Here is a 24,361-nt window from a genome sequence, read left to right as displayed (position 1 = left end):
CCATCACCACAACGGTGGACACCGGCGCGAGCATCCGGGTGGACGGTACGGCGGGTGCAGGCGGACGTGCCGTGGTCTGGTCGGACGGGACGACCCGCTTTGACGGGACGATCAGCGCGACGGCTACGGGGACCGCCGCGGGTGGCAAGGTCGAAACCTCCGGACACAATCTGCTGCTGGGCAACAGCCTGTCGATCTCGACGCTCTCCGAGCAGGGAGAGACAGGTGTCTGGCTGATCGACCCTTACAACGTCACCATTTCATCGTCCGGCAGCAGCAATATCTCGGTCTCCGTCTCGGGCAACCCATGGAGCGTCACGCCGACGGCCAGCGGCGCCAACATCAACAACACAACACTTAGCAGCTACCTCTCCTCCAACAACGTCGCGATCACCACGAATGGCGGGGGAGCGGAGGCCGGCAATATTACGTTGAATGCGGCTGTCTCCTGGAGTGCTGCCACCACCTTGTCGCTGCTGGCGGATGCGAGCACTGGCGGCGTCTTCATCAACGCCAATATCTCGGGGAGCAATGCCAATAGCGGGCTGGTGCTGAGCGCGGGTGCCGGCGGCATCAGCCAGGCCGGCGGCGCGGTGATCCAGGCCGGCACGCTGACGGCGACGGCGGCCAACGGCGGCTCGGTCACGCTCACGAACACCGGCAATCTGGTGGGGACGCTCGGGGCGTCGAGCGCGGCCGGATCCTTTGCCTTCACGAACGGTCAGGCCCTGACCGTTTCCGGCAGTGTCACGACCAATGGTGGACTGTCGTTGGTCACCGCCTCCGGTGGCCTCACCATAAACGGTGCGCTGACCGACGCCCATGCGAACTCCAGCTTCACCCTTTCGGCCGCGGGCAGCCTGATCATTGCGAAGGACGTGACCTTTAGCGGTGCGAATGCAGCGGCCAGCCTCACCTCTGGCGGCAGCTACAGCCTCACCAATGGTGCCCGCGTTTCGCTGCCGGACAGTGGAGCTTCGCTCTCCATCAACGGCACGTCCTATACGCTTATCCACGATGTCTCCGCCCTTCAGGGCATGACCGGCTCCGGAAACTATGCCCTCGGCAATGACATCGACGCCTCGGCGACCGCCAGCTGGAACAGCGGCGCGGGCTTCGTTCCGGTTGGTGTCTTCGGCACGGCCTTCTCGGGCACCTTGGCCGGGCTCGGGCACTTCATAGACGGCCTGACGGTCAACCGGCCCGGCACATCGCAGATCGGACTGTTCGGCTACACGAATTCCGCCACGGTCCGGGACCTTACGTTGTCCAACGTCTCTATCAGCGGCTCCTCCCGCGTGGGTGGCCTGGTGGGCTGGGCCGACACGTCCAACTTCTCCAACGTCCATGTGACCGGCACGATCGCAGCGACGCAGGAGGCGGGCGGCGTTGCCGGCTGGTTCGTGGATTCAACCTTGTCCAACGCCTCTTCCGCTGCATCGGTGACGGTTTCGGCAAATGGGGCCGGCGGACTTGTGGGCTACGCACTTTACAGCGGCACCATTTCCGATTCCTACGCCACCGGATCGGTGACAGGGGCGACATATGTCGGCGGGCTCATAGGGCAAACCTTCAGCGTCACGCCCCTGACGCTCACCAATGTCTATGCCAGCGGCCGGGTAACAGGAACGAACTCGGGCGGCCTGCTCGGCTTCGACGATCCTGCATCTCCCAGTTCCATTACGCTCAGCCATGCCTATTGGGATGCCAATTCGACGGGGCAGGCGTCCGCCTTCGGCAGCACCTCCGGCGCGACCATCACCGGCACAGCCACCGACGTGGCGGCGGCGCCGAGAACCCAGTCCACCTATAGCGGCTTCGATTTCTCCAACACCTGGGTGATGATCGCCGGTGAAACCCGGCCGATGCTGCGCAACGAACAGTCGAGCGTGATCGCGACACCGGCGGCCTTGCAACTGATGTCGCAGGGCCTGTCCGCCAGCTATAAACTGGGCGCCAACATCGACATGGCGAGCGCACTCGCCGTGGGCAGCAACGGCTATTATGGCGGGCTCTGGGGCGCCTCGGGCTTCGTGCCGGTGGGCAATAGCGGCAGCAGCTTTACCGGCACGTTCAATGGCCAGGGGCACACCATCTCCGGCCTTTCGATCAACCGCGGCGGCACCAATTACGTCGGTCTGTTCGGCTATACGAGCGGCGCCGCCATCAGCAACGTGACGCTTGCCGGCGGAAGCATCACCGGCAATGACGACGTGGGGCCGCTGATCGGCTACATGTCCGGCGGTTCCGTCTCCTCCGCGTCCGCCAGCACGACCGTGTCGGGCCTGAGCACGAACGAGGTCAACACGGGCGGCCTCATCGGCGCGGTCGACGGTGGCAGTGTCAGCGGCTCGTCCGCGAGCGGCGATGTGACCGGCGTAGGCTGGGATGTCGGCGGGCTGGTCGGCTATCTCATCAACGGCGGCACCATCACGCAGTCCTATGCCACCGGGAACGTCACCGGCACCGGGACCGGCGCCAGCGATGGCTACGTGGGCGGCCTTGTGGGGTCGAACGGCTATATCTCGAACGATGGCGGCACCATTTCCCAGTCCTATGCCACCGGCACGGTGACCGGCGCGATGGGGCCGGTCGGCGGATTGGTCGGACATAACGAGGGCACGATCAGCGATGCCTACGCCACCGGCCGGGTGATCGGTCTGTCCGGCGCGAGCAATATCGGCGGCTTTGTCGGCGTGAACTATGTCCATGGCACGATCACCAACGCCTATTCGACGGGATATGTGACCGGCAGTTCGCAAGTCGGCGGCTTCGCCGGCTACAACAACAATAGTGCAGCCGCCATCACCAACGCCTACTGGGACACGCAGACCAGCGGTCAGTCCGTGGGCATCGCCGGCGGCCTCGGCAGCGCGACGGCGCGCACCACCGCCCAGTTGCAAGGCAGCCTGCCGGCCGGCTTCTCCTCCTCCATCTGGAGCACCGGCACTAACCTCTACCCCTATTTCGGCTGGCGCTATTCGACGACGCCCGTCGCGGTTTCCGGCGTCGCCTACAGCGACGCGGGCTCGACCGTGCTTTCGGGAGAGACCGTGACTGCCGTCTCCGGCGGCAGCGGAATCGGCAGCGCCAAGACCGGCGCCAACGGCTATTATTATATTCTGGTCACTTCCTCCGCGCTGGCCTCAACGGGCGTCCTGACCTATCTCGACAATGGCTCCGCCAAGGGAGCGGCCTTCTCGGACGCCGCCGGTACGAACGGTATCCAGAATGTCGCCATCTATGGCGCGGCGGCCCATGTCATCACCGGCCAGTCCACGCTGACCGCGACGCGCACCAATTATCTCGCCACGCTCGCCAGCTATGCCGACGCCGATCTGTCGTTCCTGTCGTCGAGCTCCTTCGCGCCGCTCACCACCACCGCCGGCTACGGCGTCTATCTGAACCCCACGGGCAGTTACACGCTCAACGCCAATCTGGGCTCTTCCGGCCTGCTGACCGTCGACAGCGGCGGCACCTTGGGCGTGAGCGGCGCCGTCACGCTCTCGGCGGCCGGCGCGCTCACTCTTGCGGATGCGGTGTCGTGGACGACGGCTTCCAGCCTGGCCCTCTCCACCACCTCGGGCGGCAACATCAGCCTCGGCGGCGCGGTCACAGGCACCAACGGCACGCTGATCGTGAACGCCAGCGGCACCACCACCAGTTCCAGCGCCGTCAATGTGGGCACGTTCAACCTTTCCGGCGGCACCTGGCGCCAGATATCGGCGACGCTTCCCTCGTTTGCCGCCACCAATTTCGTGATCGGCAGCGGCGCCACTTTCCTGCGCGCTACCGGCGGTGACGGCTCGGTGGCGACACCCTATCAGATCGAGGATCTCTATGGCTTCCAGGGCGTCGGCTCTGCGGGCCTGCTCTCCCAGAATTTCGTCCTGACCGCCGACATCAACGCCACGCCGGCCGCCATTTGGAGTTCCAGCGCGGGCTTTGCCCCCATTGGCAGTTCCACCACCAGTTTCACCGGCAGTCTGGATGGCGCGGGACATACCATCGGCGGCCTCACGATCCACCGCCCCACGGGTGTGGCCGGCCTGTTCGGCTACATTGGCGTTGGCGGAAGCGTCAGCAACCTCACCGTCGCGGGGGCGGTGACGGGCGAGAACGCCGGCATGGTTGCCGCTTTCAACTCGGGCACCGTCACGAATGTGACCATATATGGCAGCGTCGGCAATACGGGCGCCAGCACCCCGGGATCGATCGGCGGCGCCGTCGGTCAGAATTCGGGAACCATCACCGATTCCACCTCTGCTGCCACGGTCTCGGCTTCCGGCGTCAGCGGCAGCTATGCCGGCGGACTCGTTGGCTACAACTACTTTAGCACCAGCGTGATCGCCAACTCTTCCGCATCGGGAGCGGTGTCGGCCGCAACTTCGGCCGGGAGCTCGGCTGGCGGTCTGGCAGGATTGAATGCTGGAATAATTCGGAACTCATTCGCGACCGGAAATGTCACCAGCGGATATAATTCCGGCGGCCTGGTGGGTAACAACAATGGTGGCCATGTCACCAACTCTTTCGCGACCGGTTCGGTTGCCGGCTATTATCAGGGTGGCCTGCTGGGCTTCCTGAGCGGCACGATTACAGACACATACGCGACGGGATCCGTTCTGGGTTCTGGCGCCTATTACAGTGGCGGCTTGGTTGGATATAGCTACGGAACAATCAATAGTAGCTACTCCACGGGAGCCGTATCGACCGGCGTATATATTGGCGGTCTGGTCGGCTATAATAATTTCGGGACCATAAACAATAGCTTCTGGAACAGAACGACTTCCGGCAATGCTGTCGGCGTCGCCGGTGGTCCTGTTTCCGGTGCGGTGGGGCTGACCACGACGCAGATGATGAGCCTTGCAACGTTCACGAACGTTGGCTGGAGCATCGACGACGCGGGCGGCACCTCCTCCGTCTGGCGCATCTATGATGGCCATACCATGCCGCTGCTGCGCAGCTTCATGTCCAGCCTCACGGTGACAGGCGGCAGCGGATCGAAGACCTATGACGGCTCGGCGGCGTCCAGCGACGTGGGCACGCTGGTCTACAACCCCGGCGGCTACACCACATCGCTCGTCGCCGGCACGGCGGGCTATACGGCCTCCAGTGCCAATGCGGGCACCTATTCCGGTGCGGACCTCAGGCTCGCGGGGCTCTATTCCAGCCAGTTCGGCTACGACATCACCTTCGTGTCCGGCACGCTCCTCATCGACAAGGCCGGCCTGACGGTGACCGCCAGCGACGCCGCCAAGACCTATGACGGCTTGGCCTATGCCGGCGGCAATGGCGTGACCTACAGCGGCTTCGTGGGCTCCGACACGGCCGCCAGCCTCGGCGGCACCCTCACGTACGGCGGCACGGCGCAGGGCGCGGTGAACGCCGGCACCTATTCCCTCACCGCAGGCGGCCTCACTTCGGGCAATTACAACATCTCCTACACGGCCGGCACGCTGACCGTGGGCACCGCCGCGCTGACCGTGACGGCCAATGACGGCACGAAGACCTATGACGGCACGGCCTATTCCGGCGGCAACGGCGTCACCTACAGCGGCTTCGTGGGATCCGACACCGCCGCCAGCCTCGGCGGCGCGCTCACCTGGGGCGGTACCGCGCAGGGGGCGGTGAATGCCGGAACCTACTCCCTCACCAATTCCGGCCTCACCTCCAACAATTACGTCATCACCTATGCGCCCGGCACGCTGACCGTGACACCGGCCGCGCTCACGGTGACCGCCAATGACGGCACCAAGCCCTATGACGGCACGGCCTATTCCGGCGGGAACGGGATCACCTACAGCGGCTTCGTGGGGTCCGACACCGCTGCGAGCCTCGGCGGCACGCTCTCCTGGGGCGGCACGGCTCAGGGCGCCGTAAACGCCGGAAGCTATTCCATCACCAATTCCGGCCTCACCTCCGCCAACTACGCCATCACCTACGCGCCGGGCACGCTCACCCTCACCCCGGCCGCGCTGACCGTCGCAGCCGACGCCAAGACGCTGCGCTATGGCGACTCCCTGCCCGCGCTCACCTATGCCCTGACCAGTGGCACGCTCTATGGCGGCGATACGCTGACCGGCGCCCTTGCAACCGCCGCCTCGCCCACGGCGAACGTGGGCACCTACGGCATCGGCCAGGGCACGCTGTCAGCCTCGCCAAACTATGCCATCACCTATGTGGGTGCGAACGTCACCGTCACGCCACGCCCCATCAGCGTTGCCGCCAACGCCCAGTCCATGACCTATGGCGATGCGCTGCCCGCCCTCACCTATTCGGTGGGCGGCGCCGGCCTCGCGAATGGAGACACGCTCTTCGGCAGCCTCGCCACCGGCGCCTCCGCGATGGCCAATGTCGGCAGCTATGCCATCACCCAGGGCACGCTCGCGGCCTCGGCCAATTACACGCTGACATACACCGGGGCGAACCTCAGCGTCGGCGCCCGCCCGATTACGGTAAGCGCCACCAACCAGTCCATCGCCTATGGCGATGCGCTGCCCGCCCTCACTTATTCCGTGGGTGGGGCCGGCCTCGCGAATGGAGACACGCTCTTCGGCAGCCTCGCCACCGTTGCCTCCGCGACGTCCAATGTCGGCACCTACGCCATCACGCAGGGCACGCTCGCGGCCTCGTCCAATTATACGCTGACGTACACCGGGGCGAACCTCAGCGTCGGCGCCCGCCCGATTACGGTAAACGCCACCAACCAGTCCATGGCCTATGGCGATGCGCTGCCCGCCCTCACCTATTCCCTCGGCGGAGCCGGCCTCGTCAATGGAGACACGCTGCTCGGCAGCCTCGCCACCGGAGCCTCCGCGACGGCCAATGCCGGCAACTACGCCATCATTCAGGGCACGCTCGCGGCCTCGGCCAATTACGCGCTCACCTACATCGGCGGCACGGTGGTTGTGACCCCGCGCCCGCTCGCGGTGGTCGCGGACAATCAGAGCCGGACGGTGGGTGCCGCCAATCCCGCCTTCACCTACATCATCGGCGGGCGCGGCCTCGTGAATGGCGATACCCTGACGGGGACATTGACCAGCCCGGCGGACAGCAATTCACCCGCCGGCCGCTACGCCATCTTGCAGGGTAGCCTTACGGCTCCCGCCAATTATGCCCTCAGCTACGTTCCCGGCACTCTGACGGTCATCGGCACACAGGCGGTCGTCAGTACGTCGCAGAACCCGACGTTCGTGGAAACGAGCGTTCCCGATCAGGTGGTGGTGACGCTGGACACCAATAGCCTGATCTCCTTCATCGATCAGCGGGAGGGTCAGCAGACGCTGGAGCAGAACAGCGCTCCGCGCCTGACATCCTGTGGCGGCACGTCATCGGGCGGCCAGTGTGCCTTCCTGCCTGTGCCCGCCAATCTGCCCCCCAGCCAGTGGCTGAGCTTCCGGAGCGAGTGAACGCGACAGACGCCTGTTGAGGGAAGCCGCCCAGGGGGCGGCGGCCACTCACGTGCCGCAGAAGGTCCGCAGCACCTCTTCGCCCGGCGCGGGCGGTTCCGCATAGGCCGCCTTGTCCGGCTGCTCCGCATAGGGCGCGGCAAGGACGGCGACCATGTCATGGAACGGCACATAGTCGCCGTCGCTGACGGCGGCGCGGATGACCTCTTCGATGCGGTGGTTGCGCGGAATGAAGCGCGGATTGGCCGCTTCCATCGCCTGCCGCCGCACCTCCGCCGGACGCGGGTCAAGCGTCACCCGGGCGGCATAACGCGCGCTCCAGTCGCGCAGGGGCCCCTCCGCAAACGCCCCGATGAGCGCAACTGGCGCACCGTCCACCGGCAGGTTTGAGAGCGCCCGGAACGTGAGGGTGAAATCGGCCTGCATTTCGTGCATGGCCGAAAGCAGATCATCGATCAGGCCCACATCTTCAGGGGTCTCCGTCGAAAGACCCAGCTTCGCCCGCATGTGGGACAGGCGGGCCGCATCGAAGTGGGGCATGAACGTCATCAGCGCCTCTTCGGCCTGTGCCACCGCCCGATCGGGACTGGTATCGATGAGGGGCAGCAGAGCCTCCGCCAGTCGGGCGAGATTCCACATGGCGACGCGCGACTGGTTGCCGAACGCATAGCGGCCGAACTCGTCGATGGAGCTGAACACCTTGTTCGGATCATAGGCATCGAGGAAGGCGCACGGGCCATAGTCGATCGTCTCGCCCGAGACGGCCATGTTGTCGGTATTCATCACCCCATGGATGAAGCCGAGCGAAACCCAATGGGCGACGAGGCGCGCCTGCGCGCGGATGACGAGGTTCAGCAGCGCCAGATACGGATTGTCCGCCTCCGCCGCCTCGGGATAGTGCCGCCCGATCACATAGTCCGCGAGGCTGCGCAGCGCGGTTTCGTCGCGCCGGGCGGCGACGAATTGGAACGTCCCGACACGGATATGGCTCGCCGCGACGCGGGTGAGGACGGCGCCCGGAAGGCCGATCTCCCGCTCCACGCGCTCGCCCGTCGCGACCGCCGCCAGGGCCCGCGTCGTCGGCACGCCAAGGGCCGCCATCGCTTCGCTGACGATATATTCCCGCAGGACCGGCCCGAGAGCCGCGCGCCCGTCCCCCCGCCGCGAATAGGGAGTGCGGCCCGCGCCCTTCAGCTGGATGTCCCGCCGCACGCCGTTGCGGTCCACCACCTCGCCGAGAAGGATGGCCCGCCCGTCTCCAAGCTGCGGAACAAAATGGCCGAACTGATGTCCGGCATAGGCCAGCGCGATGGGATCGGACGCGGAGGGAACGGCATTTCCGGAGAGCGCCGCCAGCCCCTCGGGACTGCGCAGCCAGCCGGCATCGAGCTTCAGCTCGCCGGCCAATTCGTCATTGAGGCGGATAAGCTCGGGCTGCCGTACCGCGCTCGGCACGACCGGCGCGAAGAGGGTGTCGGGAAGCGAGCGGAACGTGTTCTCGAACGCAATGGTCATGGGGACCTGCCGGGCGAATGGGATTGTCCGCAAGATGGGCATCCCGGCCCTTCAGGACAACCCGGATCAGCCCGTGCGCGGCAGGTGCCAGAGGTCGTCGAGGTGCTGGTCGGCCGCGGCGCGCGTGCGGAAGGGACCCGCATGGACGATGTTGGCATGGTCCACGAGGTAGAAACCCATGCGCGTGTAGCCGACGAATTCGGCGCGCTGCGAGTCGTCGATCAGGATGACGCTGAGTTCCGACGGTCGGGCCATGATGACTTCTCGTTGTGGCGAAGGTCGAACTTTGTCGTCCGGCAATTTAGCCGGGCACGATCCGTTTGGGAACGGGGCAGTTCCTGCGAGGCGCGCCGTGATCCACCGCGGGCGCTGTAGTTCGTTTGCGGGTTGGCACGCCCGCATGCGCGCACGGCTCGACGCAACTCGATACCGTTGGAGATACACGCACCGCCCCCTGTCGCTCGGACTCAAGGGATGAACCTCCGCCTCAAGACATTGGAAACAATCCGATTTCTCTGAGTTCGACAGGAAATTCGATCGCTTTCCGAAAAGCATGGATGGCGGCCGGCGACGCCCCGCACCCGTCTGAAATCGCCTTCTATTTGTCCTGCCTGCTCTTCCCGGCCGCGCCTAGGTTGCGGGTTCAATTTCCCGCCGGGGCCTGCACATGAGCGCCATCTCCATCAACGGTAAGACCTACCAGATCGCATCAAACCCAGACACGCCGCTGCTGTGGGTGCTGCGGGACGAACTGGGGCTGACCGGCACCAAGTTCGGCTGCGGCGTCGCGCAATGCGGCGCCTGCACCGTGCATGTGGACGGGGTCGCGGTGCGCTCCTGCCAGATGCCGGTCGGCACGGTCGGCACGCGCGCCGTGACCACCATCGAAGCCGTCGGCGACACGCCTGCGGGCGCCAAGATCCAGAAAGCCTGGCTCGATCTCGAGGTGGTCCAGTGCGGATATTGCCAGCCCGGCCAGATCATGTCGGCGACCGCTCTGCTGGCCGGCAATCCGAAGCCGGACGACGCGGCGATCGACGCCGCCATGGCCGGCAATCTGTGCCGCTGCGGGACCTATGTCCGCATTCGCGAAGGGATCAAGCATGCCGCGCAGTCCTGAGATGCAGCCCGACAGCCCCACCCTCTCGCGCCGCTCGCTTCTGCGCGGCGCCGCGGCCGTCCTGGGCGGCCTTGTGATCGGCATCGAACTGCCGGCACGGCGTGCACGCGCAGACGAGCCACAGGCTTCGGGCGCCGCCGTGAACGCCTTCGTCCATGTGCCGGCGCAGGGTCCGGTCTCGCTCATCATGCCCGCCGTGGAGATGGGCCAGGGCGTCTATACCTCGCAGGCCATGTGCATGGCCGAGGAACTGGATATCGGCCTCGATCAGGTGCAGGCGATCGCCGCCCCACCGGATCGGGAGCACTATGGGCACCCCATCTTCTATGTGCAGGCCACCGGCGGCTCCACCACCACCATGGCCTGGACCGAGCCACTGCGGAAGGCGGGCGCCACGGCGCGCGCCATGCTCGTGGCCGCCGCCGCCGAAGCCTGGAACGTCCCCGCGTCGGAGCTGACGACCGAGCGCGGGGTGATCACGCATCGCCCAACCGGCCGCACGGTACGCTACGGCGAGGTTGCCGATCGCGCCGCCGCACTGCCGCCGCCCTCCAATGTGGCTCTGAAGTCCCCGGACCAGTTCCGCCTCATCGGCACGCGCGCGAAGCGCATCGACACGCCGGACAAGGTCACGGGCAAGACGGTCTATGGCATCGACGTGATGCGGCCCGGCATGAAGTTCGCGGCGCTCATGGCCTCCCCGGTGCTCGGCGGCAAGGTCGAGCATGTGGACCAGGCGCCGGCCCTGAAGGTCACCGGCGTCCGTCAGGTCGTGGTGCTGGACGATATGGTCGCGGTCGTGGGCGACAATACGTGGGCGGCCGAACAGGGCCTGCGCGCGCTCGACATCGCCTGGGCCGCCGGCCCGAATGCCACGCTCAATCAAGCGCAGCTCTGGGCAGACACCGAGAAGGCGTCGGAAGGTCCGGGCGTCACCGTCCGCAAGGAGGGCGATGCGGCCGGCAAGCTCAAGAGCGGCACGGTGGTCGAAGCGACGTACGAACTGCCGTTTCTGGCGCACACCTCCATGGAGACGCAGAACTGCACCGTCCATGTGCATGACGGTGGCTGCGAAATCTGGGTCGGCACGCAGGTGCCGGGCTTCGCGCAGGCCGGTGCCGCGCAGGTGCTCGGCATCCCGCCCGAGAAGGTCACTGTCCACAATCACCTGATCGGCGGCGGCTTCGGCGGCCGGCTGGAAGCCGCGCCCATCGTCACCGCCACGCGCATTGCCCAGAAGGTTGACGGGCCGGTGAAGGTGATCTGGTCGCGCGAGCAGGACATCCGGCAGGACATGTTCCGGCCGCTCTATCACAACCGGCTGAAGGCGCGGGTGGAGAACGGGCGCATCACCGCCTGGCAGCATCGCGTCACCGGCCCTTCGATCCTCGCTCGCTGGCTGCCGCCCGCCTTCAAGGACGGCATCGACAGCGATGCCATCGACGGTGCGGCCGAGCCGCCCTATGCGCTCGGCGACATGCTGGTGGAATACATCCGCCATGAGAATGTCGTGCCCTTTTCCTTCTGGCGGGGCGTCGGCCCCAACAGCACGGTCTTCTCGGTGGAGAGCTTCCTCGACCGCATCGCCCGCCAGAGCAACACCGACCCGCTGACGCTGCGCCGGGGGATGCTGGAGAAGAACCAGCGTGGGCTCGCCGTGCTGAATGCCGCCGCGGCCAAGGCCGGGTGGGACAAGCCCGTTGCCGCCTCTCCGTTCGGAGAGCGCACCGGGCGCGGTCTCTCGCTCATGCACGCGTTCGGCAGCCTGCTGGCCTGCGTGGCCGAGGTGGCCGTGACCGATCGCGGCGATGTGCGGGTGACGAAAGTGGTCGTCGCCGCGGACGTGGGCCGCGTGATCAATCCCGACACGGTGGTCGCCCAGATCCAGGGCGGCGTCGTCTTCGGGATCGCGGCCGTGCTGCACAACCGCATCACCTTTGCCGCCGGTGAGGTCGAGCAGAGCAATTTCAACGACTATCGCCTGCTGAGGATCAACGAGATGCCCACCATCGAGGTCGAGCTGCTGTCCAGTCCGGAGGCGTCCGGCGGCATTGGCGAGCCGGGCACGGTGATCGTGCAGCCGGCGGTGGCGAATGCCGTCTATGCCGCAACCGGGGTCCAGCTCACGCGCATGCCGCTGGACGCCTCGCTTCTCGCCAAGTCGGTGTGATCCATGACGCGCAAGACGCTCCTCTCCCTCGCAGCGCTCGTCATCGTGGTTGGTGTCGCCGCGCTGGGCGTCATCGGCTGGATGGTGTTCCAGCCCGGCCCCTATAGCTTTGCCGGCGGGACGCCCATTCCGCTGGCCGATTACAAGGCTTCGTCCCCCACCGGCGTGCCGGCGGAACTCGCCAGCGCCGATCCGGCAACGCGCGGCGCCTACATCACCAGCATGGCGGACTGTCAGGCGTGCCATACCGCGCCGGGCGGCAAGCCGTTCGCCGGCGGGCGGGCCTTCGTCCTGCCCTTCGGCACCATCTACTCCCCCAACCTGACGCCCGATCCGGAAACCGGCATCGGCAAGTGGACGGACGCTCAGTTCCTGAACGCCGTGCATCGGGGCGTGGCGCCGGACGGCTCGCGCTATTACCCGGCGTTCCCCTATCCGTCCTACACCCTGCTGACCGATGCGGATGTGCTGGCGATCAAAGCTCACCTGTTCTCGTTGGCTCCGGTGAAGCAGGCCAACAAACCGAACACCTTCGGCTTTCCCTATAACCAGCGCTGGCTGATGGGGATCTGGGCGGCGATGTTCAATCCGAACGAGCGCTTCCGTCCGGTGCACCAGCAGTCGCCGGAATGGAACCGCGGCGCCTATCTGGTCGAGGCGGCCGGCCATTGCGCGGAATGCCACACGCCGCGCAACCTCATGCAGGCGCTGGACCAGCGGCAGAAATTCGGCGGCGCGGTGGCCGAGGGCTGGAATGCCTACAACATCTCCAGCGACAAGGTCAGCGGCGTGGGCGACTGGTCGGCGGATGAGCTTGCCGCCTATCTCTCCACCGGCCATGCGCGCGGCCGCGGCGTCGCCTCAGGACCGATGGGCGAGGCGGTCGAGCTCAGCCTGTCCCGCCTCACCAAATCGGACATCGGTGCCGTTGTAACCTATCTGCGCAGCGTGCCGCCCGTGAAGGGCGGCCTGCCTGCGCCTGCCGGGCCGGCTCCGGCCCAACCGCGGCTCGCCACCGCGAACAATCCGGTCGGCCAGCGGGTGTTCGAGGGCAATTGCGCCAGCTGCCATGCCTGGACAGGTGCCGGCGCGGCCCGGGAGGAAGCGCAGCTCACCGGCGTGCGGGCGGTCAATGATCCCAGTGGTGCCAACGTGGCCCTGATGGTGATAAACGGTTCGGGGCCTGCAACGGCGCACCGGCCCTATATGCCCGGCTTCGGAAAGGTCTATTCCGACGACGAGATCGCCGCCGTGACCAACTATGTGACCGCCCGCTTCGGCGCCAAGGCCTCCACCCTGAGCGCCGCCGACATTGCCCGGCTGCGAGCCGCGAACTGAAAACGGGGGCTCGCGCCGCGAGCCCCCACCGCCTTTCCTACCCATCGATCCGAGACCCCCCTGCGATGGAAGATCACACCCGCGGGCTGCCCCGCATTCCGGCCTCCTTCTTTGGCATTGTCCTCGGCCTCATCGGGTGGGGAAACTGCTGGCGGGCCGCGCATGAGATCTGGGGCCTGCCCTCGGCCGTCGGCGAAGCCATGATGCTCGCGGGCAGCCTGGTCTGGGCCGTGCTCATCGTCCTGTTCGCCGGCAAATGGCTGTCCGCCCGCGCGGAGGCGCTGGCGGAGGCGCGGCACGCCGTCAATTGCTGCTTCATCGGGCTTGTCGGGGTGGCGACCATGCTGGTGGCGATCGCCGCCCATCCCTATGCGGCCTCGCCCGCTCTGGCCCTGTTCCTGCTCGGCGCGGCGTTCACGCTCGCCTTCGGGCTCTGGCGCACCGGTGTCCTGTGGCAAGGCGGGCGGGACCCGGCTGCGACCACCCCGGTCCTTTATCTGCCGACCGTCGCCGGCTCCTATGTCACCGCCATCGGCTGCGCGGCCTTTGGCTTTCCGGACTGGGGGCGGTTCGCTCTGGGCGTGGGGGTCCTGAGCTGGTTCGCCATCGAATCCGTCCTGCTCCACCGCCTCTATACGTCGCCGGAAATGCCCGCGCCCTTGCGGCCCGTGCTGGGCATCCAGCTGGCCCCGCCGACGGTGGGCGCCGCCGCCTATCTGAGCGTGACGAGCGGACCGCCGGACGTCATCATCTATGGCCTGATCGGCTACGGCCTGATCCAGCTCCTGCTGCTGGCGCGGCTCCTGCCCTGGATCTTTGCCGGCGGGGTCACCGCCTCCATGTGGGGCTTCTCGTTCGGCCTGACCGCGCTCGCAACGGCCATGGTGCGGCTTGTGGGACGTGGCGATGTCGGCCCGGTGGCCACGCTCGCACCGGCTGTCTTCGCTCTGGTCTCGGCGGCGCTTACCGCCATGGTCCTGCGGACCATCTGGCTCCTGCTGGCCGGCAGGCTCCTGCCCCCGCCCGCCGTTGCGCCGAGCGTGCCTCCGGCGGCCTGACGCCGGGATTGAGCGGCCCTCACGCGCTGCGGTAGCCGCCCCGGATCCAGGCCGAGACGGCTGTCGCATAGCCGTCCGGATCGTCCTCCCAGACAAAGTGCCCGGTGTCGAGAACCGTATGGGCCGCATGGGGCAGACGCTCCACGAGGAAGTCACCATTGGCCGGCGGCACGATGGGATCATGGGCGCCGGAAATGACGAGGACTGGCGTGCGGATCGCGGGCAACAGCGCCTCCAGACGCGGCAGGTCGCGCGGATACGCCCGCACATAATCGGCCGCCTCGATCCAGCGGCGACCGAGCGAGGACTGGCGGAAGTCCTCCATGACCTCGGCCGGCGGCGTCGTGCGTGTCATGCGCGTGATGGTGCCCACCACCTGCGCGCCGCCCTCCGGCTCGCCATAGGCGCCGGGCGGGGCTTCGATCACGCCCCGTAGGCCCTTGCCGAGGCGCTCCATATTGGCGCCTCCGCTGCCGACCACCACGCTCTCGAACAGGTCCGGCCGGGCGGCTGCGGCGAACAGCAGCGCGGACGTGCCGACATCGGGACCGATGGCGTGACAGCGCGCGATGCCCAATGCCGCCGCAAGCTTCAGCACGAAATCGCCCATGGGCTGGGGAGCCATGAGGTCGGGGCGGCGCTCGGAACGGCCGAAGCCCGGCAGATCCACCGCCACGATGGGGCCAAGGCGCGTCAACGCCCCCCAGATCCCATGAAAGGCATAGATGCTCTGCGGCCACGGCGCCGTCATGAGGATCGGTAGCCCCTGCCCTTCGCTGCGCACGAGGCGCAGGGAGAGGCCGTCGATCTCGATGAATTCGGGCGAACTGGACTGGAAAATGGCGTCGGTCATGATCGCACGCTCACAATATCGGAGAGGAAGAGGCAGACAGGCACGAGCGGCCCGCACCACCGCTCAGGGGCGCGTTGCGGCATCGAGGGCCGCAAACTCCTCCTGCGACAGACGGATCGAGGCCGCCCGCACATTGTCCTCCAGATGGGAGACCTTCCCGGTTCCAGGAATCGGCAGGATCACCGGGCTGCGCTGGAGCAGCCAGGCCAGAGCGATCTGGCCGGGGCTGGCGTCATGGCCTGCGGCGACGCGATCAAGGATCGTGCCCCGTTCCGCCAGTCGCCCGGACGCGAGCGGAAACCACGGAATGAAGCCGATGGCATTGGCCTCACAGTAATCGACAACCGCCTCATTGCTGCGGTCGGCGAGATTGAAGCGGTTCTGCACGGTGGCCACGGGGAAATACGCGCGGGCAGCCTCGATCTCGCCGACGCTCGCCTCGCTCAGGCCCGCATGGCGAATGACGCCCGTGTCGATCAGGGCGCGAATGGCGGAAAACTGCTCGTCACGCGGTACGGTCGGGTCGATGCGGTGCAACTGCCACAAGTCGATGCGCGCGACACCGAGCCGATCCCGGCTCGCATGGGCCTGCCGGGTCAGATACTCCGGGTCGCCGCGCATGTCCCAGCGGCCGGGGCCCGGCCGTGTGAGGCCCGCCTTCGTGGCCACCCGCACGCCGCCGTAAGGGTGAAGCGCCTCGCGGATCAGCTCTTCCGACACATGCGGCCCGTAGGAATCCGCCGTATCGATGAAATCGATGCCGATCTCCGGCAGCCGCCTCAGCGTGGCGAGTGCTCCCGCGCGATCGGCGGGCGGGCCCCAGACGCCTTCGCCGGTGATGCGCATGGCGCCAAAGCCCAGACGATGCACCGGCATGTCGCCGCCGATGGTGAACGTTCCTGCCTTGGCAGCATCGAGAACAGTCATAAGTCACTCCGGTCACACGGGCCCGGATATAAGCTAGGTAGCGCCTTGGCGGTCCGGAACGTCAAATACGCGACCATTCCGGACATCGCCTTGAAGCAACCGGGGTTGAAGGAGCCGCTTATCAAAAAAACGTGTGCTTTTTCTTTGCAGTTTCGGCGCAATTCATGTCCCGACAAGCCTGAACTGGACAATGGCCGGGTGAAAACCATATAAGATGCAAAAAGCATTGGCTGGACGAGTGAGATGAGATCCGTTGCCTTCATCATGGAGGATGGCTTCCAGGTCATGGGCCTGGCGGCGATATCGGCGTTCGAGTTTGCAAACCTGCAACTGGGCGAACAGGCCTATTCCATCTCCATCATGTCGGAAAAGGGCGGCAGCATCCTCTCGACGCTGGGCATGAAAGTCGAGACCGCCTCCCTCGGCAGCTTTCCCGATACGCTGATGGTGCTGGGTGAATTGAGGCCGAAGCCGATTTCACCCGTCCTGCGGGACTACATTGCGGCGGCGGGACAGAATTCGCGACGGGTTGCCGGCGTTTGCACCGGAGCCTTCATCCTTGCCGAAGCGGGCCTGCTCGACGGCCGATCCGCCACCACCCACTGGGCCCATTCACGTGCCCTGCAGAGCCGGTTTCCGACGGTGCGTGTGGATGACGACCGCATTTTCATCCAGGATGGCCACATCTGGACCTCGGCCGGCATGAGCTCGGCCATCGATCTCGCCCTCGCGCTGATCGAGGACGACTATGACGCCACCCTGGCGCGGAACATCGCCCGCCGGCTCGTGGTGTATCACCGCCGACCCGGCGGCCAGTCCCAATTCTCGGCCATGCTCGAACTGGAGCCGCGGTCGGACCGCGTGAAGCGCGCCCTCATCTATGCCAAGGAAAACCTGCGCAACCCGCTGACCGTGGAAGAACTCGCCCAGGCCGCGAGCCTGAGCCCGCGGCAATTCACCCGCGTCTTCCGAGAGGAAACCGGGCAGTCTCCCGCCAAGGCCGTGGAGCGGCTGCGCCTCGAGGCCGCGAAGGTGATGCTGGAGGAAGGCCGCCACCCCATGGATATTGTAGCCCGCGACACCGGTTTTACCGACCGCGACCGGATGCGGCGCGCCTTCCTGCGCTTTTTCGGCCATCCGCCGCAGACCATGCGCCGCGTGCAGCGTCTGGGCGAGGCGGACGACGCGACCGGCGACGACGGCCTCGCGGCCGACATGCCGGGAGCCCCGCTCGTGCCCGAGCGCACGACCTGAAGCCAGCGCGATCCACGCGCGGATGGCCTGAATTGCTGCCTTCTTGACATAGGAGACAGGAAGACGCGCGCCTAGCCTGCCACCGTCGACTGCGGTCGAGCGAGGGAGGCACGCGTGTCCTTGAATTCAGAGGTATATTATCAGCCCACATCCGCCGGCCGGCTTGCCTGGCGCGAGGATGGTCCGGCCGGAGGCGTGCCGCTTGTGCTGTTCCAGCGCTTTCGGGGGACGATGGACGACTGGGATCCCGCCTTCATCGCCGCGATCAGCACGGATCGTCGGGTCATCCGCTTCGACAGCGCCGGCATCGGCCGGTCGGGCGGCACCGTTCCCGACACGGTGAACGGCATCGCCGCGGTGGCGGCGGAGTTCATCCGCAGCCTGAACCTCGAACAGGTCGATATTCTGGGCTGGTCCCTGGGCGGCGTCGTGGGGCAGCAGTTCGCGCTTGACTTCCCTTATCTGGTGCGTCGCCTCATCGTGGCCGGCTCCAGCCCGGGCCCGGTGCCGGATGGGCCGCAGCAGCACCCTCGCGTGCCGCAGATCATGACCAAGTCAGAGAACGGACCGGACGATTTCCTGTTCCTGTTCTACCCCGAGACGGAAAGCGCGGTCGCCGCAGGCCGGGCCTCGCTCGCGCGCCTTGCCGCGATCCCCGATCGCGGCCCTAAAGTGAGCGCCGCGAGCTTCATGGGGCAGGTGAAGGCGGTTTCGAGTTGGCCGGGCGTGCTGCATCGAACCAAGGAACTGCGCCTGCCCCTGCTGGTCGCCAACGGGGCGCACGACGTGATGCTGCCGGCCTATCGCTCCTACGTGCTGTCGCAGCAGGCGCCGGATGCCAAGCTTGTGCTCTATCCGGACGCCGGCCACGCCTTCCTTTTCCAGCACATCGACGACTTCGCAGCCGAGATCGAGCGGTTTCTCGACGAGTGACGGGTCGCGCAGCCCTGTTCAACAGCGGGCATGGCCGAAATCCCCGCTCATTTGGCGTTCGTGAAACTTAGGTTCCCGGCGAAGCTGCCACCCGACCCGATCAGGCCGAGACGGCCTGATCGCTGAATCAGTCTCGACCGGCATCCGCGCCTGGGGCACGTGCCGGCCGGCGTGCGATGCAGGCCGGCCGGGCGATGTCTTCCATCCCCATGAAAGGACACCGTTCCGCACGATGGCCTCCATCGAAGCGGGCCGCGTTCCAGCGCGCATGCAGGCCCGGTGTCGGTGCATCATCCCGCCTGCCAGGCCTGGCCGGGGCGTGGTGAGGCTCCGCATCGGCGAGACCGCCCGGAGCCCACATCCATGTCAACGACGGAAAATACATCCCCCGGCTCGGCTGCGGCCGGCATCCCCCACGAAGCCTCAGGCTCGCTCCTGCCGCCCGCCTTCCTGGCGCTCGGCACGTTTGCGATCGGCACCGAAGGCTTCATGATCGCCCCGCTGCTGCCGACCATCGCGGCGGACCTGAAGATGAGCATCTCCGCCACGGCGACGCTCATCGTGGTCTTCACGCTTCTTCTGGCAGTAAGCTCTCCGATCTCCACCGTCCTCACCGCGCGGCTGCGCCGACGGGACACGCTGCTGCTGGCCATGGCCATCTTCACGGCCGGCAACCTCATCGCCGCCTTTTCCTCCTCCTTCGCGACGCTCATGATGGCCCGCATCCTGATGGCGGTGGCTTCGGGTCTCTACGTACCCGGCGCCAATTCCCTCGCCGGCGTCATCGTTCCGGAGATCAAGCGGGGCCGCGCCCTCGCCATCGTCAGCGGCGGCATGACCATCGCCATCGCACTCGGCCTGCCGCTGGGCGCCGTTGTCGGGCATGCCTTCGGCTGGCGCGCAACCTTTCTCGCCGTGGCCGCCATGGGGCTCACCGCCATCATCGGCATTCTGCTCGGTGTGCGGTCGGATGCGGGCGCCGGTGTTGCCGTTGCAAGCCTCTCGCAGCGCCTCAGGGTGGTGCGGCAGACTTCGATCCTGCGGCTCCTGGGCATCAGCCTGTTCTGGGCGATGGGCGCCTACACGGCCTATCCCTATATTGCGCCCTATCTGACCGCCGTGCTCGATTTCGGCCCCACCGGCATCAGCGCCACCGTGTCCATGTGGGGCATCGCGGCAGCGCTCGGCGTCTCCGTCGGCGGCACGCTGAACGATCGCCTCGGATCAGACCGCGTGGTGCTGGGATCGCTGATCGCGCTCGCAGCGGCCTTCGCCGTGATGGCCCTGTCGGTGCTCCTCTCGCCCGCGCAGGCCCTGCTGCCCGTGCTGGCGGCCATCGCTTTGTGGGGCTTCAGCGTCTGGTCGCTGTTTCCGGCCCAGATGGCCCGACTGATCGCGGCCGGCCCGGCCTCCGAAGCCTCGGTGGCGCTCGCACTCAACACCTCCACCATGTATCTCGGCTTCTCCATCGGTTCCGCCATGGGCGCCGGCATCATCGGAGTCGGCGTGGTCTGGCCCATCGGCGCGGTGGCTGCCCTGACCGAAGTCGTGGCCATCGCCCTCGATCGCTACCGCACCTCCCAAGTGGCGTCCTGAGCGCATCCGCCGGCGATGTAACACGGCCCTAAACGTCGAAGGCGCCGCGGCATTCCTGCCGCGGCGCCTTGCTCGTTACGAACCCGAGGGTCCCGATCAGTTCAGGCGGATGTCCGAGAGATCGATGGAAACCACCAGCGGCTCCGGCAGAGACGTACCGTCCGCCTGGCGGGGGAAAATGCGCCGCTGCGTCGGAAACTTCAGGCCCTGAACCTCCACGTAGCCGCCGATATAATGGGCGCCTGGCGTGTTGCCGGCGATCTCCACATCGTAATCGTGGCGCTTCAGAAGGCCCGCATCATCCACATAGAGCGTCTGCACTGTGCTGTGGGTCGCGATATCGCGCGGGAACGTCACCTCAAGCTTCTGCCAGACCTCGCCCTTCTCCTCCCACGGCCCCAGGGACCTGCTGACGACGCCGGGCGCCGCGAGCAGGAAAGGCATGTTCAGATAGGTCCACATGGCGATGCCGGCGAAATAGGCCAGCTGCGGCTCGGTCCACGGCGTCTCGAGGGTATGGCCCGCGAAGGACGCACGCGGCTCGGCCAACTGCTTGAGGAGCGTTCCAGCGGCATCGCGGATCTCCACCTTCCCCGGCTCGAAACGGGTCACGTTCCCGTCCGGCCCGAAAGGCGCGTGCGAGGCCCATTCCGTCCCGAGGCCGACGGTGACATTCGTTTCGTCGAGGGTTCCGGCGTGGCCCTTCAGCGGCCACAGGACGCCGCCCTGGCGCAGATGAGCGCTCAGCTGGGTGAAGGTACGCCACCGGTCGAGCCCGCCATGGGCGGCGATGATCTTTTGAGCCAGCGGATCCATAAGCCTATCCTCTCAGTTCTTGTCTGGCATCAGGCGTCAAGGAACGTCTTGACGTGGGATACGAATGTTTCGGGATACTGAAACAGGGCGCCGTGGGCGGAATCGGGGTAGAGAATGAGCGTCGCGCTGCTCATGTTCTTGAACATCTCGTAGGCATTGATGGACGGAAACATGGTGTCGTCGCTGCCATGAACGATGAGCGTCGGCTGCCGGATCGCCCGGAGCGTTGCGTGCCCGTCCGCTTCCGCGCACCAGCGGATGATCGCCTGGGCCTGAGGCGTGCTGACCGCCTCGCCGCGGTCGGGATCGCGATCCGCTTGCCGCAGCATCGCGCGGTCGACGAAGGCAGCACCGGCGGCCTGGCTGGCGTCGGACGGCGTGAAGAACAGCGGCAGCCGCACATCGCGGGCGTTGCGGGCGAAGGCCTCTTCGACCACCTGAAGCAGATGCTCCTCGCCTCCCCGCGGGGCGGTGCCGGCAAGGATGATGCGACGAACCTTCACGGCGTTACGCCCAGCCATGACCTGCGCCAGAAACCCGCCGAGCGAGAAGCCAAGGAGCTCCACCTCCTTCAGGCCCAGCGCAGCGATGAAGGCTTCCGCGTCCGCCGCCTGCTGCTCCACCGTATCCGGCGTCTCGCCAGAGGATGACCCGACGCCCGTATTATCGAACGCGATCACCGGCCGGTCCTGCGCCAGGGCATTGACCACCGCCGGGTCCCACGCATCCATGGTGCCGGTGAAATGCTGGAGCAGCACGAGGGGCACCCCGCTGTCCGGTCCCAGCCGCCGATAGGCAAAGCGGATTCCGGCCGCTTCCACATACAGCGTCGGCGCGAGTTCAAGGCTTTTGGACATGCGTCATCCTTCCCCATTCCACATGAGGTCAATTGCCAGTCGCGTTCGGAGACGGCAGCGCTCCGGCGGGGCGCCGCCGTCCGGTGATCAGCCCTTCACGAAGGCGAGGAGATCGGGATTGAGCACATCGGCATGGGTGGTGAGCATGCCGTGCGGATAGCCCTTGTAGAGCTTCAGCGTGCCGTGCTTCAGCAGCTTGACCGCCTTCACCGCGGCGTCCTGATAGGGCACCACCTGGTCGTCATCGCCGTGCATGACCAGCGTCGGCACGGTGATGGTCTTCAGATCCTCGGTCTGGTCGGTCTCGGAGAAGGCCTTGATGCCATCGTAATGGGCCTTGGCGGAGCCCATCATGCCCTGCCGCCACCAGTTCTGGATGGCGCCGGGAATGGGCGTCACGCCGGGACGATTGAAGCCGTAGAAGGGGCCGGTGGGAACGTCGAGGAAGAACTGCGAGCGGTTTGCGGCGAGCGCGGCGCGGAAGCCGTCGAACACCTCGATGGGCGTCCCTTCCGGATTGGCCGGCGTCTTCAGCATCAGCGGGGGGAATGGCGGCCACGAGAACGGCCTTGGCGACGCGCCCCTGCGGCTGGCCGAACTTGGCCACATAGCGCGCGACCTCACCACCGCCCGTGGAATGGCCGATGTGGACGGCGTTGCGCAGGTCCAGCGCCTCGGCGACAGCGGAGGCATCGGCGGCATAATGATCGAGGTCATGCCCTTCGCTGACCTGCGAGGAACGGCCATGGCCGCGCCGGTCGTGGGCGATGACGCGGTAGCGCTGGTTCACGAAGAACAGCATCTGGGCGTCCCAATCGTCCGAGGACAGGGGCCAGCCGTGATGAAAAACGATGGGCTGCGCGGTCTTCGGACCCCAGTCCTTATAGAAGATCTCGACGCCGTCCTTGGTCGTGACGTAAGCGGAAGTCATGGTTTCTGTTCCTTTCGGATTTGTCGTCTCGGGTGGAGTTGCAGCATCAGCACCGATGGGGAGCAGCGCCATGGCGGAAATACTCGCCGCTCCCGCCAGGAATGCCCGGCGGCTGTGTTCGTGATCTGTGAGGGTCATCGGAATGCACCCGTGATATTTAGGTGCGCCTATGAATACAGGACTCCCCGGCAACGTCTCGGACATAGACACGCAAGATCGGGACATGACCGGGCGCGTCATCGCCGGACGCCAGCGGGCCTCGGCCCCTCGCCGGGCAGGTGCATGTGCGCTCAGCATTTTGTTGACTAGGAAACATTCTTCATCTAGTTTCCTAGTCAACAAAGAGGATGCGATGCTGGAAGCTGCGCCGGTTGCCGATCTAACGTCACACCTCGGCTATTGGCTCCGCCTGGTGTCCAATCACGTCTCCCATGCCTTCGCCCGGAAGCTGGAAGCGGAGGGTGTGACGGTGGCGGAATGGGTGCTGCTGCGGGAGCTGTATGGCGTGCCCTCCCTTGGGCCCAGCCGCCTTGCGGACACGATGGGCCTCACCCGCGGCGCCGTCAGCAAACTCGCGGATCGGCTGATCCGCAAGCGGCTCGTCGTCCGCGAGGATCGCGCGGATGACGCCCGCGCACATCTGCTCGCCCTCACCCCCGCCGGCCGGGACCTGGTGCCGCGGCTCGCGGCCCATGCCGATACCAACGATGCTGCCTTCTTCGGGCATCTGACGCGCGAGGAGCGTGCTGCGCTGGAGGGTTTGCTCAAGACCATCGCCCTCAAGCGCGGGCTGAAGGCGATGCCACTGGCATAAGCCGCTTTCACCCATCACTCGAAGACACGAAAGGCCTTCGGCATGAACGCGGAACAGACGACGTGCGCCCGTGCGTGCCTGGAGGCCGCCGAGACCGATGCCATGGCCTTCCCGGACATCGTCGGCAAGCTCATTGGCGCCGGCTTCGAAAGCTACGCGATCGATTTCCGCCGCGGCTCGGCGCTCTATTATCTGCCCTCCGGCGAGAGCATCGAACTTGCCATCGCCACCGAGCCGACGCCTGTTGAGGAGCATTTCAATACGGCGGACCTGCTGGAGGCCATCAGGGAGGCCCAGTCCCGCGCGCCGGGCTACAGCTACAAGGGCTTCTGCCGGAAAGCGAAGGCCGCCGGCTGTGCCGGCTACCTCGTCTCGTTCAGCGGCCGGCGCGCGGTCTATTTCGGCCGCACGGGCGAGACCCACGTGGAGCTGTTTCCGCAGTGAGACACGGGCGGCGATGGTGGAGGCGATGGTCTCTGAACTGATGCTGAGCGCCCACGCCTCTACCTGGTCCACCTCCACCATGATCCCGCGCTGCGGCTCGCCCGCCGTCATGTTGACGTCGCGTGTCCGGCCGTCGGCATCGACCCGCGCGGCGATCTCGCGCACCTTCGCATCGTCCGGCCCGGTGACGCGGACCTTGAGCGGCCAGCCCACCGGTGGCCCCAGCTCCAGCGGCGAGACGCGGGTGGTGATGTCGGAAAAGTCGCGGGGGAATGCCTGCTCCACGCGGGCCCGGACCGCGTCGCGCTCGGGCCTGATGCGCCATG

16 protein-coding genes and 1 pseudogene are annotated in these 24,361 nt (G+C 66.6%); 10 read left to right on the top strand and 7 right to left on the bottom strand.

The features are described from left to right. Nucleotides 1-71 precede the first annotated feature (71 nt). Nucleotides 72-7,409, top strand: a complete 7,338-nt coding sequence (locus DFO45_RS23675; RefSeq protein WP_208299859.1) for an MBG domain-containing protein — start codon at nucleotides 72-74, stop codon at nucleotides 7,407-7,409. A gap of 48 nt (nucleotides 7,410-7,457) precedes the next feature. On the opposite strand, the gene DFO45_RS23670 is transcribed toward DFO45_RS23675, so the two are convergent. After that, nucleotides 7,458-8,924: a protein adenylyltransferase SelO gene (locus DFO45_RS23670; RefSeq protein WP_133866788.1), complete on the bottom strand. Its 1,467-nt coding sequence runs from the start codon at nucleotides 8,922-8,924 to the stop codon at nucleotides 7,458-7,460. Nucleotides 8,925-8,990: 66 nt separating this feature from the next. After that, entirely contained in the window at nucleotides 8,991-9,179 is a 189-nt protein-coding gene (locus DFO45_RS23665; protein WP_043879032.1) for a hypothetical protein, read from the bottom strand. A gap of 412 nt (nucleotides 9,180-9,591) precedes the next feature. Between DFO45_RS23665 and DFO45_RS23660 the strand changes: the two genes are divergently transcribed. From DFO45_RS23660 to tehA, 4 genes are all read left to right on the top strand, one after another. Continuing rightward, entirely contained in the window at nucleotides 9,592-10,044 is a 453-nt protein-coding gene (locus DFO45_RS23660; protein WP_133866787.1) for a (2Fe-2S)-binding protein, read from the top strand. Next, nucleotides 10,028-12,214 (top strand): molybdopterin cofactor-binding domain-containing protein, encoded by a 2,187-nt coding sequence (locus tag DFO45_RS23655; protein WP_208299858.1) that lies wholly within the window; start codon nucleotides 10,028-10,030, stop codon nucleotides 12,212-12,214. The genes DFO45_RS23660 and DFO45_RS23655 overlap by 17 nt, the downstream gene beginning before the upstream one ends. A gap of 3 nt (nucleotides 12,215-12,217) precedes the next feature. Further along, nucleotides 12,218-13,552: a c-type cytochrome gene (locus DFO45_RS23650; protein ID WP_133866785.1), complete on the top strand. Its 1,335-nt coding sequence runs from the start codon at nucleotides 12,218-12,220 to the stop codon at nucleotides 13,550-13,552. A 65-nt stretch (nucleotides 13,553-13,617) separates the two neighbouring features. Beyond that, entirely contained in the window at nucleotides 13,618-14,610 is a 993-nt protein-coding gene (gene tehA / locus DFO45_RS23645; RefSeq protein WP_208299857.1) for a dicarboxylate transporter/tellurite-resistance protein TehA, read from the top strand. Between the two features lie 19 nt (nucleotides 14,611-14,629). Here tehA and DFO45_RS23640 read toward each other — a convergent pair whose 3' ends face one another. Both DFO45_RS23640 and DFO45_RS23635 read right to left on the bottom strand, forming a co-directional pair. After that, nucleotides 14,630-15,463, bottom strand: coding sequence for an alpha/beta hydrolase (locus tag DFO45_RS23640; RefSeq protein WP_133866784.1), 834 nt, complete (start codon nucleotides 15,461-15,463; stop codon nucleotides 14,630-14,632). A 63-nt stretch (nucleotides 15,464-15,526) separates the two neighbouring features. After that, nucleotides 15,527-16,390 carry an aldo/keto reductase gene (locus tag DFO45_RS23635; protein ID WP_133866783.1) on the bottom strand — a complete coding sequence of 288 codons (864 nt, stop codon included), beginning with the start codon at nucleotides 16,388-16,390 and terminating at the stop codon, nucleotides 15,527-15,529. A 243-nt stretch (nucleotides 16,391-16,633) separates the two neighbouring features. On the opposite strand from DFO45_RS23635, the gene DFO45_RS23630 reads away from it, so the two are divergent. The 3 genes from DFO45_RS23630 to DFO45_RS23620 all read left to right on the top strand — a co-directional run bounded on the left by DFO45_RS23630 (nucleotide 16,634) and on the right by DFO45_RS23620 (nucleotide 20,173). After that, a complete protein-coding gene (locus tag DFO45_RS23630; protein WP_133866782.1) occupies nucleotides 16,634-17,644 on the top strand; it encodes a GlxA family transcriptional regulator in 1,011 nt (336 codons plus the stop codon). A 204-nt stretch (nucleotides 17,645-17,848) separates the two neighbouring features. Further along, nucleotides 17,849-18,577 (top strand): alpha/beta hydrolase, encoded by a 729-nt coding sequence (locus DFO45_RS23625; protein ID WP_245518243.1) that lies wholly within the window; start codon nucleotides 17,849-17,851, stop codon nucleotides 18,575-18,577. A 363-nt stretch (nucleotides 18,578-18,940) separates the two neighbouring features. Beyond that, nucleotides 18,941-20,173, top strand: a complete 1,233-nt coding sequence (locus DFO45_RS23620) for an MFS transporter (protein WP_133866780.1) — start codon at nucleotides 18,941-18,943, stop codon at nucleotides 20,171-20,173. 96 nt (nucleotides 20,174-20,269) lie between these two features. On the opposite strand, the gene DFO45_RS23615 is transcribed toward DFO45_RS23620, so the two are convergent. The 3 genes and pseudogenes from DFO45_RS23615 to DFO45_RS23605 form a co-directional block, all read right to left on the bottom strand. Then, a complete protein-coding gene (locus DFO45_RS23615; protein ID WP_012169913.1) occupies nucleotides 20,270-20,989 on the bottom strand; it encodes a hypothetical protein in 720 nt (239 codons plus the stop codon). A 29-nt stretch (nucleotides 20,990-21,018) separates the two neighbouring features. Then, complete coding sequence (locus DFO45_RS23610) at nucleotides 21,019-21,846, bottom strand: alpha/beta hydrolase (protein WP_133866779.1); 828 nt, start codon at nucleotides 21,844-21,846, stop codon at nucleotides 21,019-21,021. An 87-nt stretch (nucleotides 21,847-21,933) separates the two neighbouring features. After that, nucleotides 21,934-22,915 (bottom strand): annotated as a pseudogene (locus DFO45_RS23605) (alpha/beta hydrolase). 85 nt (nucleotides 22,916-23,000) lie between these two features. Between DFO45_RS23605 and DFO45_RS23600 the strand changes: the two are divergent. Both DFO45_RS23600 and DFO45_RS23595 read left to right on the top strand, forming a co-directional pair. Next, the gene (locus DFO45_RS23600) at nucleotides 23,001-23,591 is read left to right on the top strand and encodes a MarR family transcriptional regulator (protein WP_348633851.1); all 591 of its coding nucleotides are present in this window, start codon (nucleotides 23,001-23,003) and stop codon (nucleotides 23,589-23,591) included. A 42-nt stretch (nucleotides 23,592-23,633) separates the two neighbouring features. Continuing rightward, nucleotides 23,634-24,035, top strand: a complete 402-nt coding sequence (locus DFO45_RS23595) for a DUF1398 family protein (RefSeq protein ID WP_012169909.1) — start codon at nucleotides 23,634-23,636, stop codon at nucleotides 24,033-24,035. Nucleotides 24,036-24,361 lie beyond the last annotated feature (326 nt).

It is taken from the genome of Azorhizobium sp. AG788, from assembly GCF_004364705.1.
Classification (GTDB): domain Bacteria; phylum Pseudomonadota; class Alphaproteobacteria; order Rhizobiales; family Xanthobacteraceae; genus Azorhizobium; species Azorhizobium caulinodans.
Note: the sequence above shows the minus strand (reverse complement) of the source record. Positions and strands in the feature narration are given on the sequence as shown.

Bases quoted from the DNA above. Each gene is read 5' to 3' on its own strand.
- DFO45_RS23670 (WP_133866788.1), bottom strand. From the start codon at position 8,924: ATGACCATTGCGTTCGAGAACACGTTCCGCTCGCTTCCCGACACCCTC.
- DFO45_RS23665 (WP_043879032.1), bottom strand. From the start codon at position 9,179: ATGGCCCGACCGTCGGAACTCAGCGTCATCCTGATCGACGACTCGCAG.
- DFO45_RS23660 (WP_133866787.1), top strand. From the start codon at position 9,592: ATGAGCGCCATCTCCATCAACGGTAAGACCTACCAGATCGCATCAAAC.
- DFO45_RS23655 (WP_208299858.1), top strand. From the start codon at position 10,028: ATGCCGCGCAGTCCTGAGATGCAGCCCGACAGCCCCACCCTCTCGCGC.
- DFO45_RS23650 (WP_133866785.1), top strand. From the start codon at position 12,218: ATGACGCGCAAGACGCTCCTCTCCCTCGCAGCGCTCGTCATCGTGGTT.
- tehA (WP_208299857.1), top strand. From the start codon at position 13,618: ATGGAAGATCACACCCGCGGGCTGCCCCGCATTCCGGCCTCCTTCTTT.
- DFO45_RS23640 (WP_133866784.1), bottom strand. From the start codon at position 15,463: ATGACCGACGCCATTTTCCAGTCCAGTTCGCCCGAATTCATCGAGATC.
- DFO45_RS23635 (WP_133866783.1), bottom strand. From the start codon at position 16,390: ATGACTGTTCTCGATGCTGCCAAGGCAGGAACGTTCACCATCGGCGGC.
- DFO45_RS23630 (WP_133866782.1), top strand. From the start codon at position 16,634: ATGAGATCCGTTGCCTTCATCATGGAGGATGGCTTCCAGGTCATGGGC.
- DFO45_RS23620 (WP_133866780.1), top strand. From the start codon at position 18,941: ATGTCAACGACGGAAAATACATCCCCCGGCTCGGCTGCGGCCGGCATC.
- DFO45_RS23615 (WP_012169913.1), bottom strand. From the start codon at position 20,989: ATGGATCCGCTGGCTCAAAAGATCATCGCCGCCCATGGCGGGCTCGAC.
- DFO45_RS23610 (WP_133866779.1), bottom strand. From the start codon at position 21,846: ATGTCCAAAAGCCTTGAACTCGCGCCGACGCTGTATGTGGAAGCGGCC.
- DFO45_RS23600 (WP_348633851.1), top strand. From the start codon at position 23,001: ATGACCGGGCGCGTCATCGCCGGACGCCAGCGGGCCTCGGCCCCTCGC.
- DFO45_RS23595 (WP_012169909.1), top strand. From the start codon at position 23,634: ATGAACGCGGAACAGACGACGTGCGCCCGTGCGTGCCTGGAGGCCGCC.